The sequence below is a fragment of the Elusimicrobiota bacterium genome, from assembly GCA_018816525.1.
GTDB lineage: Bacteria > Elusimicrobiota > Endomicrobiia > CG1-02-37-114 > XYA2-FULL-39-19 > OXYB2-FULL-48-7.
This window is the reverse complement of the sequence record JAHIVV010000066.1, coordinates 1-9799: the sequence shown is the minus strand read 5'-3', so window position 1 is coordinate 9799 and position 9799 is coordinate 1. Positions and strand designations below refer to the sequence as shown.

Below are 9799 nucleotides of genomic sequence, written 5' to 3'. Positions count from 1 at the left end.
GACTTTGCTTACTTCGGGAAAAGCCCAAACACGAAGTTTTCCATCCCTCTCTGGCGGAACAACCCCAGCGCCGGTAATAGTTAAATCCGGCAGTTTAGGCGTAGCGGGCAACGCTGCCGATGTTTTTCCTTTAACTATAACCGGTTCTGACATATTCCCTGCGCCATCAGCAACCGCTAATTTAACTTCTATGTCCGCGTTAGGGTTAAGGTCGTCCAATACTATTTCCTGTTCTGTTCCAAAACCTGCCGGAAAGGGTGTTTTCCAACGTTCTATTTTCTTGTCATCAACCCATATATGATAAGCAGCAGCATCTTCAGGAACAGAAACAAAAATACTTACTGCTCCTTTGTCCACATGAGCTAATTCAGGCTTTGGCTTAACATTTACAAGCAGTGGTTTTTGAGGAGGAACATTAGCATCTTCATAATTTACAACTAAATAAGGACCGTTGTTGCCTGATTCACGTGAATAAACTAAATTATCAGCAGTTGTCTGGCCCGACTCATCCATAACCAAAATTCCATAGGAGGCATCGCAAATAATTGCTTTAACTATTGGAAGTGAAACATCTACAGCTATCCATCCATCGCCTAGCTTCTGCATTTCAGTATGCTGCTGCAGTGTGTTGCCGTTACCCATAGTAACATCAGTCAAATCTGAACCCGGCCAGCACCAGGAACATTTTTTGTAACTTGCTTCAAAAAATGTGGCTCCGTTATCTGTTTCATCAATTGTATAATTTCCCTTCCCTTCAATCCAGTCGTTTGAAACTGTTGAAAGGCCAATTTTTCTTAAAAAATTAGTACTGGCTTCACAAAGAAAAAGTTTTGCGCTTTTAATTTTTTTCCCTTTTAGTTTGCTAAGGTCAAAACGTAAAATAGCCATTTCCTCAATACCTTTAATTTTAATACTGCCCGTTGCGCCCATATTGAGATTTCTTTCATCTGCATTTTTTTCTTTATAAGATGAAATCCCGGTATCCTCTGTGCAGGTAAACTTCAACTCTGCAGACTGAACTACCGTTGACAACGATAAAAACACACTGACTGAGGCCGTGCAAAACAAGATAAAATTACGCATAATTACCCTCTTTCTCTTATTTATGAAGTAAAAAATGTTAAACATTAGATTCACGCTTCTACGTTTTAATAACTTTTCCTGTTTCCGCTGATTCACTTGCAAGCAAAGTAATTCTTAGTATCTCTCTGCCTAATTTTGAATCTACTACCGGTTTTCGTCTACCTAAAATCTCATCTATGAACAAATTTGTATCTTCTTTTAGTGTTTCGGCAAAGGTATCAACCTTAGGTAATTCTATCTCAAAATATCCTTCTTTATCTGTTTTTCCGGAGAACTTCATTGCATGCTCATCCCCTCTATATTCGATATATCCTTGTTCCCCGGTAACAAGAAGTGTATTCGGAGAAGCTGATGTAAAACCAACTCCAAATTCTATTACGCTATATATTCCATTTTTAAATTTCATTACTGCATAGCCGGTTTTTATTTCCCTGCATTCCTTTTGAAGCATATATTTTGTCGCATATATACTTTCAACTTCTCCAAAAAAAGCCATTTGATAATCAATAAAGTGCATATGGCAGGTACAGAAAAAATCTCCCGCTAACTTCGGATTCCAGTACCATCCATTAACTCCCTCCGCAAAGTAGCGATAATTAGCTGACATTAGTCGCCCAAATCGCGGCAGATTATTCATTATAGTTTTATGCTGAATTTCAAGACGCGGAGTTAAACCATCATGCAGTACTACTTTTTTCCCTTCTGCCAATTTTACCAATTCATCATACTGCGCCAAGTTTTGCACCATGGGATATTCTGAAACAGTATGTTTACCATTTTTTAGCGCTTCCTTTATAATCTCATAGTGAAAAATATTCGGTGTTGAAATCGCCACTGCGTCCACTTCAGGCGAAGAGACAACTTCCCTGTAATCTTTGGTTATCTTAACGTTATATTTTTCTTTTAGCTTTTCCCACTTGTTTTCATCAGTTTCACAGATGAGTGTCACCTCAGAGTCTGGATTTTCTAAAATAGCGCTGCCTCTCCTCTTAGATATGCCTCCACCTGCTCCAACAAGCCCAAACCTTATTTTTTGTTTGTCTAACACTTGTTATCCCATCCTTACTTCAACCTGTTAAAATCCACTCATCACTTATCTGCTCATTATACCTTAATTTTTCTATAACGTCAAGTGGTAAAAAAACAGACTGCACTAAAAATTTTATGATTTTAAATAATTATAATCAGATTAAGGCGTGAGATATGCTTAGTTGCCTTCAACTTTGGTAAGAACTGCCGTAATGGAGCCTATGAATATTTTTGAGCTGAGCAGTACAGGTAGTTTTTTGCTGTCAGCGGTTACCCAGATCCAGAGACGGCCCTTTGCTTCGAATAAACCGTTCCCTATGACAAAAGGCTCGATTTTGTAACACTCAAAACTGCCTGCCGGTACGCTGACTTTCTCTTTTTTATAAACCATTACTTTGAGCGAGTATGTTTTGTCGCCGCTTTGGCCGTCTATAAAATATGTTTTTCCAGCTTCCAGGTTTAAAGTCCTTACGTAATAAAGCGCCGACAAAACATCCTGTGTAAAAGCGGGCATCGGGATTTCCTTTTTTGAGACGCACTTTCCGTTTCTGCCCTCCATAAACGAAAAATATTTATTCACGTTATCAAAAAACACTGTTTCTTCTTTGATGTATCCGCTCTCGCGCTGGCGTTTTTTGTATTTATGCGAGCAAATGCTTTCAACATCTATCCAGGACTCATCCAAATTCCTTGCTTTGTAAAACACATCGAAAAAAGGGAGGGATTTTGCCTCCATAATCAAATGAAACGCTTTGCGATTGTTAATTTCTTCAATATTTTCAAGCCTCATTTCAGCATAACCGGCGACAATTAAACCCCATTTTACATCATAGATAAGTTTTTCACCATTTTTAAATGCATTATTTTCTACCCGGCGCCACGTAAACCCCGAAGGCCCGGGCTGGCCAAGAACAGAAGAAATTCCAGCGAAATTGGCAAAAAAGAATAAAATCAAAGACAGCAAAAACTTACGCTTCCCTTTTTTTTGTTCCTTTAAACTGTTTTTTTGATTTGGACTGTCGCTTATTACCCATTTTGCCGCAGCATATAAATTCTTTGCGATATAATCCGGCTTTACCCCGGTGTACCCGCTACCAATAAGAACACCTTTTCCTCCGAATTTTTTTGCAAATTCTACATCAGTCATTTTATCGCCGATACAATAACTTTTCTGCAAATCAATATTTGCTTTTTCAGCAGCCCTTTTGGCCATCCCTGTATTTGGTTTTCTGCACAAACACTTTTGTTCCGGCAGATGAGGGCAAAACTCAATTTCATCGAACCTTATGCTGTTTAAAGAGAGCACGCCCGCAAGTTTGTCATGAATAGTTTTCAGCTGGTCCAGCGTTACAATATTTCTGCCTATGCCTGACTGGTTTGTAACAAGAATCAGCTTAAACCCGTTTTCAGAAAGCATTTTCATGGCAGGGATTGCGCCTTCTATAAATTCCAGCCCTTGCGGGTCATTAAGATAACCCTTATCTTCTATTATTGTGCCGTCTCTGTCTAAAAACACTGCTTTATTTTTTTTCATTTATTGAAGTTTTAAAACTTTATTTATTTCTCTTTCGAGCGTTTCTATACTTTCAATTTCCAGCTCGATTTTCAAAATATATATTTCCGGCATGTTTATTTTTTTCTCTCCGGCAATCTTTGCTTCCAGTCTTACGGCATCTTTTTCAGTCGTTACAATAACTCTCCCGGAATATTTTTCTGAAAGCTTTTTAACATCTTCTTCTGAGTACCAGTAATGGTCCGGGTAACGCATGCTTTCGGTGATTTTTATATCGAGGGATTGAAGGGTTTTCTCGAAAGACGCCGGATTTCCTATACTCGAAAGAGCTACAACTTCTTTCCCTTTAAACTGGGCCAATTCAATGGTTTCTCTGGTTAGTATTTTCTCCAAATTCACAGGTTTATGCCCGGCTTTAATTATAGGCGTTTTTTGATTATATTTTTTTATCATCGACGTAATCGTTCCGATTTTTCCTTCATCAACAAATTTTGAATTTGTAAGCAATATGACTCCGGCTCTTCCAAAAGCTGAAAGAGGTTCTCTCAAAAAACCCAGCGGCAGCAATTTGTTGCCACCAAAAGGATTTAGACAGTCAACAAGAACCACATCCAAATCTCTGAATAAACGGCAATGCTGAAACCCGTCGTCCAGCAAGATAATATCCGGATTAAATTTTTCTATTGCATTTTTCCCGGAAGAAAATCTGTCCGGACAGACAATGACAGGAATTCCAGGTAAATTTCTTGCTATCAGGTATGGTTCGTCGCCTGAAATTTCAACATTTACCAAAATCTTTTCCTTATTAGAAACAATCAGGGGAACCGTGCCGGCTGACTTTCTTTTATATCCTCGGCTTAAGATAACTATTTTTCTTCCTTTCTCCAGCAGTAACCTGGCCAGCATAATCACAGCAGGCGTTTTTCCCGTGCCCCCCGTAGTAATATTCCCCACACAGATTGTTTTTCTCGGCAGACTGCGCTGATTTTTTGTACAGGCCTGATGCCTTATTTTAACGGCACAGCCATACATAAGCGAAAGCAGCCATAAAAAAGGATAAAACATTGTTTTCACTTATACTCCCAGGATAATCTTAAAATAAAACCATTTTAAATTCCAAAAATCATGAATTGAAGAATTCGTAAATTCTTTCCATTCAATTCTTGGCAGTTCGTACACATCATCTTTTTTGTCGATAAGGCCAGAATAGGTAGAGCAGGCGCCGGTATAGCCGTTTTCTTTTACAAAACCTTTAACTGTTGGATTAAACCTGCCCATTGGATAACAAAAAATCCTTACTTTTTTTCCGGTTATTTTTTCAATTGCTGTTTTTGAATATGCAATTTCATTTCTTGCCTGTAATACTTTTTCTGTTGCCAGGTTTACGTGGGTCATCGTATGGCTTCCGAAATTTATATATTTTGCCATGCCTTTTATCTCTTTCTTTGTCAGTCTTTCTTCCGGAGAAGTCCTGTCGTGTTGAACCTTGCGGCCTATTTCATTGACTACAAGAAATATTGTTGCGGGATATTTGTATTTCTTAAGAACCGGGAGTGCGTTTATGTAATTGTTCTGGTATCCATCATCAAAAGATATCGCAAAGGTTTTTTTGGGAAAAGGCCTGTTATTCCTGATGCGGTTAATAAATTCTTCAAGCGGAATAGCTTTATACCCGCGCCAGTTTAAATATTGCATCTGTACCGTAAATATCCAGGGTGAAATGTAAAGCGATTTGAGGCCGCTTTTGTATTCCCCTACATTGTGGTAATAAAGTATAAAACTCTTTTCCGAGAGATCTTTTGCGATGTATAAACCACCGACAACAATCAGCGACAGTAAAATTAACCGCTTCATGACATTAATTCCTCATAGACCCCAATTGTGCTTCTGCCCATTTTTTCTATGGAAAACTTGCCTAAGATCAATTTTTTCCCGTTTTCACCCAATTTTTTAAGGTCTGAATTTAAAATTTTTATTATCCCGGACGATAAATCCTCTGCCGTGCAGGAATTAACAAGAATACCGTCATATTCATTTATAACAACTTCGGGGATGCCTCCGGTATTTACGGCTACAACTGGTTTACCTGCTGCAAGCGACTCAAGGATACACATGCCCAGGCCTTCGTTATAAGAAGGCATAACCGTTAAATTAACAACAGAAAGAATTGCCGGGATATCATTTCTGAAACCCGTAAAAATAACATTATTGCCTAAATTCAATGAATCCGCATAATTTTTTATTTCGCCGGCGAGTTTTCCGATGCCTGTTATGATAAATTTTATTGAAGGTGCTTTTGAAATGACTTTTGGAATTCCTTCTATTAGAAATTTATGACCTTTTGTTTTGTCCATCCGCGTAATTACACCAATTACCGGTTCTGAACCTATATTGAATTCTTTTTTTACCCGTTCGGTTTCATCCGGAGTGACGGTTAATTCGTTTACATCAATTCCGTCTACGATAACTTCCACTTTTTTGCTGTCCAGAGAAAAATCACTGACCAAATCCGCTTTGATTTGCTCTGACACGGTAATAATTCTATCAGCCAAAGCATACATCGCTCTGTTAATTACCTTTTTTAAACTATTCTTGCGAAACGCTACGTTTCGCGTAAAAACAACCTTGGCGCCGGTTATCTTGCCGGCTAAACCGCCTGTACGGTAAAACACTGATGAGTGAATATCTACAATTGAAATTTTATGGGTTTTAAGTATTTTTAAAATTTTCAAAAAGCTGAAAATTCCCATACCTCCGATAGGCATAAAGGTATAGACGGCCAGGCCTTCCAGGGCACATTTTTCTCCTAACAAGGCGCGCGGCGGGCTGACAACAATGATATTATGTCCCTGCTTTTTCAATTCCTTAATAAGCAGAAACGCCCTCTTGGCCCCGCCCGTCCAATGTTTTGACCCCTCAAGAATTAGAATGTTCATTTTTTTTCCTGATTTTACATGTCACAGTGACATGTCACAGTATGTCACAGTATCTTGTTACAGTAAAATATAGTGCTTAGTCGGATCTGTTTTGCTTTTTGCAACAGATTTAATAATTTTTCTTTTTTCTAAATCTTCTAAATCCCGCTGGGCAGTCCGGCGAATACAAGCAACTGTTTCTTGGTATTCATTTACATTTATTCTGCCAAACTTTAACATATATTTCAAAGCCTTCTCTTGTCTTATATTTATATCCATCTTCTTAATCTTCTGAAGTTTTGCATCCATTTTTATCAGCTGTTCGCCCTTATCCCTGATTTCTTCCATCTGTGAATGTAATCCTCCAACAAAATACTCGAGCCATCCGGTCATATCCATATTATTATTTCTGACAGACTGGATTGCTTTATAATATAACGGACGGTCTTTATCATAGTATTCGGATATAGAAAACAGTCTCTTGAAATCATAACCGGTCTTATAAAGAATAAGGGTGGATAATAAACGCGCAGTTCTTCCATTGCCGTCAATAAACGGATGAATATGCACAAACTGAAATTGGGAAATCCCGGCATTTAGAACCGTGGAAATGTCATTCGCTTCATTTATCCAGCATACGAATTCTCTCATTAAATGCGGTACTTCAAGCGGCGAAGGAGGCGTATAAATAATTTCACGGGTTCTGGAATTGGCCACATAGTTTTGAATTTTGCGGTAATTCCCCGGATCTGCCCTTTCACCCCTTACGCCTTTAACAATAATTTTGTGAAGTTCACGGACAATACCTTCTGTAACCGGATCTTCTTTACCAAGATATTTTGAAATAAAGTCCATCGCCTTTTTGTAATTTAATAATTCAAGTTCGTCGTTACGATCCACTCCGGAAACTTTCTTGCCTTCCAATATGCTTTTAGCCTGTTCCAAGCTTAACGCTGTGCCCTCAATATGCGTAGAAGAATGCGATTCAAGTATAAGCGCCTTTTTTTGCATATCTGCCATCCAGTCATCTTTAAGCTTAATTGCATCAAGAAAACCCCGGACGCGCTCAATCTCAACAAGCGCACTGTTAATCTTGGGAGTAATAATAAATTTCGGATTAAATACCATTTTTAATCTCCTAATCTTTGCAGGGCTTACCCATTTTAACCTTAAATTTTAATCGTTCACTAATCGTTTACTAGCTATAAACACTATCATTCCGCAGGCGAACCAGAAAAAATATACTGTGTTGCCCCGAAGGTTGTAATCAACAAAACCATGCACCATAAAATCTATTACTGTGCCAATGCAACCCAGCAGCACTGACTGCATAAATTTATTTTCTACCGAATGCAAACCCTTAAATCCAAAAACAAGAATACTCCCGACAAAAATTAAAAATATAATTAACGAAAATATGCCTGATTCCGCGCTCAACCCCAGGTAAGTATTGTGATAATGAAAATGCATTCTTTTTTGAAAAAGACCAGTATCCATTTTTTTTTGCAATAATTCATTATAAAAAACATCAGAAAAAGTTTCCGGGCCTGTGCCTAAAACCGGGTTTTGTCTTATTTCATCAACAGCTACCCTCCACATGCTTATTCGTTCTGTCTCCAGGCCAAAATTAAAAGTATTCATAATTCTTGACCTGGTAGAAGGCACCACCAGTATAATGATAACAGCGGCAAGAGGAATAAAAATAAGGTTCTTTCTTTTATAAATAATCAGGACAAGCAAGCTTACTATCAATCCTATCCAACCTCCGCGAGTTTGGGTAAACATAAGACCCAATGCCATAACTGATGTTGAAACTAAATAAAACAGTTTTTCTTTCTTTCCCTTTGAAATTATTCCTATAAAAAAGGTTATAGGAATAAGCATTGCTAAAATACCGCCTAATGAATTCGGATGATCCCAGGTACCAAACGCCCTGCGTATAACATCATGGTTGCTAAACATACCTAAAATATGTTTTGTTGTATCACCGTAATTAAGAATGGTGGTACCGGTTAGATACTGAATTATACCGTACAACGATTCAACAACGGCAAAAACTGTAAGTATTTTAAAAAGTACGGATATATTTCTTTTTTTCCAATCATAACTCAAAACCGCAAAAAATACACCGATTTCACCCAAAAGATAAAATGTTCTGGTAAAGCTCTTGTAAACATTTACTGAAAATATGCTTGAAAGAATAAAAATAATAATGAAACCTGCAAGAATAATTTTAAACCAGGAAGTTTTTTCTTTTTCCAGAGTAAATCTTCTATAAGCAAATATCCCGATAATCCACCCAAGCAATGCTATAACTATGCCAGCAGCCTGGCCAGACATAGTCCAGCTTACCGTAGCAGCGAATAAAAGAAACCCTATGTAAATTAAATTTGAGGACAACTTTTTCATAATAACTCTGTAACCAATTTTTCTATTTCTTCAACGGTTATTCTATTAATACATTCCAATGTCTTGCATTGATGCGATTTTTTTAAAGTACAGGGAGAGCACCCCGGATTTTTCCAGATTGTTTTTATATTGTTTTTTTGCGGCAGAGCTTCCCCCGGATCCGTGGGCCCAAAAAACGCTACTACCGGTACTCCCACCGTGTACGCAATATGCATGCCGCCGGTATCACCGGTAATATAAACGTCAACCAGTTTTAAACAAGCCGCAAGCTGATTTAGAATTGTTTTATTTATGAGATTAATGACTTTTTCTTTGTCTTTTACCCCTGCTATTATTTTCTCTCCGCGGGCAATATCATTTTTTGAACCGAATAAAACTATTCCAAAATTATTTCCCTCTGTGGAGACAAGTGAATCTATTAACTGTATGAATTCATTTTCAAGCAGGCATTTTTCTTTTTCCTGGGTTCCCGGGCCGATTCCTATCAATTTATGAAATTTGGCTTTAAATCCACCCAGAGTTTCCTTTGCAAATTTTTCGTCTTCAGGACCCACCCAAAGCTCCGGGTTTCTATTTTCAATATTCAACCCCAAAGCTTCAAGTATTCTTACTGCTCTGTCCAACCGGTATTCTCTGCCCGTTTCTTTAAGGCTGTGCGTCAACAGGTGGCCGCGTTTGTCATAATTGAAACCTGCCCGGTACTTTATGCCGGCAAGCCAAGCAATTAAAGCGGCGTTATAATTTCCTGAAAGCAGTATTGCCAGGCCGTATTTTTCTTTCTTTAGTTTTTTTACAAGTTCCCAGGAGTATTTAATTGATTTATTGCGCGAATCATATTCAATTATCTCAT

Annotated in this window: 9 protein-coding genes; all 9 read right to left on the bottom strand. The window is 38.0% G+C overall.

Annotation, left to right across the window (positions count from 1 at the left end; translation table 11 throughout):
* Nucleotides 1–1083 (bottom strand): DNRLRE domain-containing protein (locus KKH91_06425; GenBank protein MBU0952437.1); only part of this gene is annotated, 1083 nt, incomplete at its 3' end.
* 58 nt (nt 1084–1141) lie between these two features.
* Nucleotides 1142–2131 carry a Gfo/Idh/MocA family oxidoreductase gene (locus KKH91_06420; GenBank protein MBU0952436.1) on the bottom strand — a complete coding sequence of 330 codons (990 nt, stop codon included), beginning with the start codon at nt 2129–2131 and terminating at the stop codon, nt 1142–1144.
* A gap of 159 nt (nt 2132–2290) precedes the next feature.
* Nucleotides 2291–3646 carry an HAD-IIIA family hydrolase gene (locus KKH91_06415; GenBank protein ID MBU0952435.1) on the bottom strand — a complete coding sequence of 452 codons (1356 nt, stop codon included), beginning with the start codon at nt 3644–3646 and terminating at the stop codon, nt 2291–2293.
* A complete protein-coding gene (lpxK, locus tag KKH91_06410) occupies nt 3647–4690 on the bottom strand; it encodes a tetraacyldisaccharide 4'-kinase (protein MBU0952434.1) in 1044 nt (347 codons plus the stop codon).
* Nucleotides 4691–4699: 9 nt separating this feature from the next.
* On the bottom strand, nt 4700–5479 hold the full coding sequence (locus KKH91_06405; GenBank protein MBU0952433.1) for a polysaccharide deacetylase family protein: 780 nt from the start codon (nt 5477–5479) through the stop codon (nt 4700–4702).
* Nucleotides 5476–6561 carry a glycosyltransferase family 4 protein gene (locus KKH91_06400; protein ID MBU0952432.1) on the bottom strand — a complete coding sequence of 362 codons (1086 nt, stop codon included), beginning with the start codon at nt 6559–6561 and terminating at the stop codon, nt 5476–5478. Before KKH91_06400 ends, KKH91_06405 begins: the two co-directional genes overlap by 4 nt.
* A gap of 57 nt (nt 6562–6618) precedes the next feature.
* Nucleotides 6619–7668: a Fic family protein gene (locus KKH91_06395; protein ID MBU0952431.1), complete on the bottom strand. Its 1050-nt coding sequence runs from the start codon at nt 7666–7668 to the stop codon at nt 6619–6621.
* 48 nt (nt 7669–7716) lie between these two features.
* Entirely contained in the window at nt 7717–8949 is a 1233-nt protein-coding gene (locus tag KKH91_06390) for an O-antigen ligase family protein (protein MBU0952430.1), read from the bottom strand.
* Nucleotides 8946–9799: glycosyltransferase family 9 protein (locus KKH91_06385; protein ID MBU0952429.1), on the bottom strand; the 854-nt coding region annotated here is incomplete at its 5' end. The genes KKH91_06390 and KKH91_06385, both read right to left, overlap by 4 nt.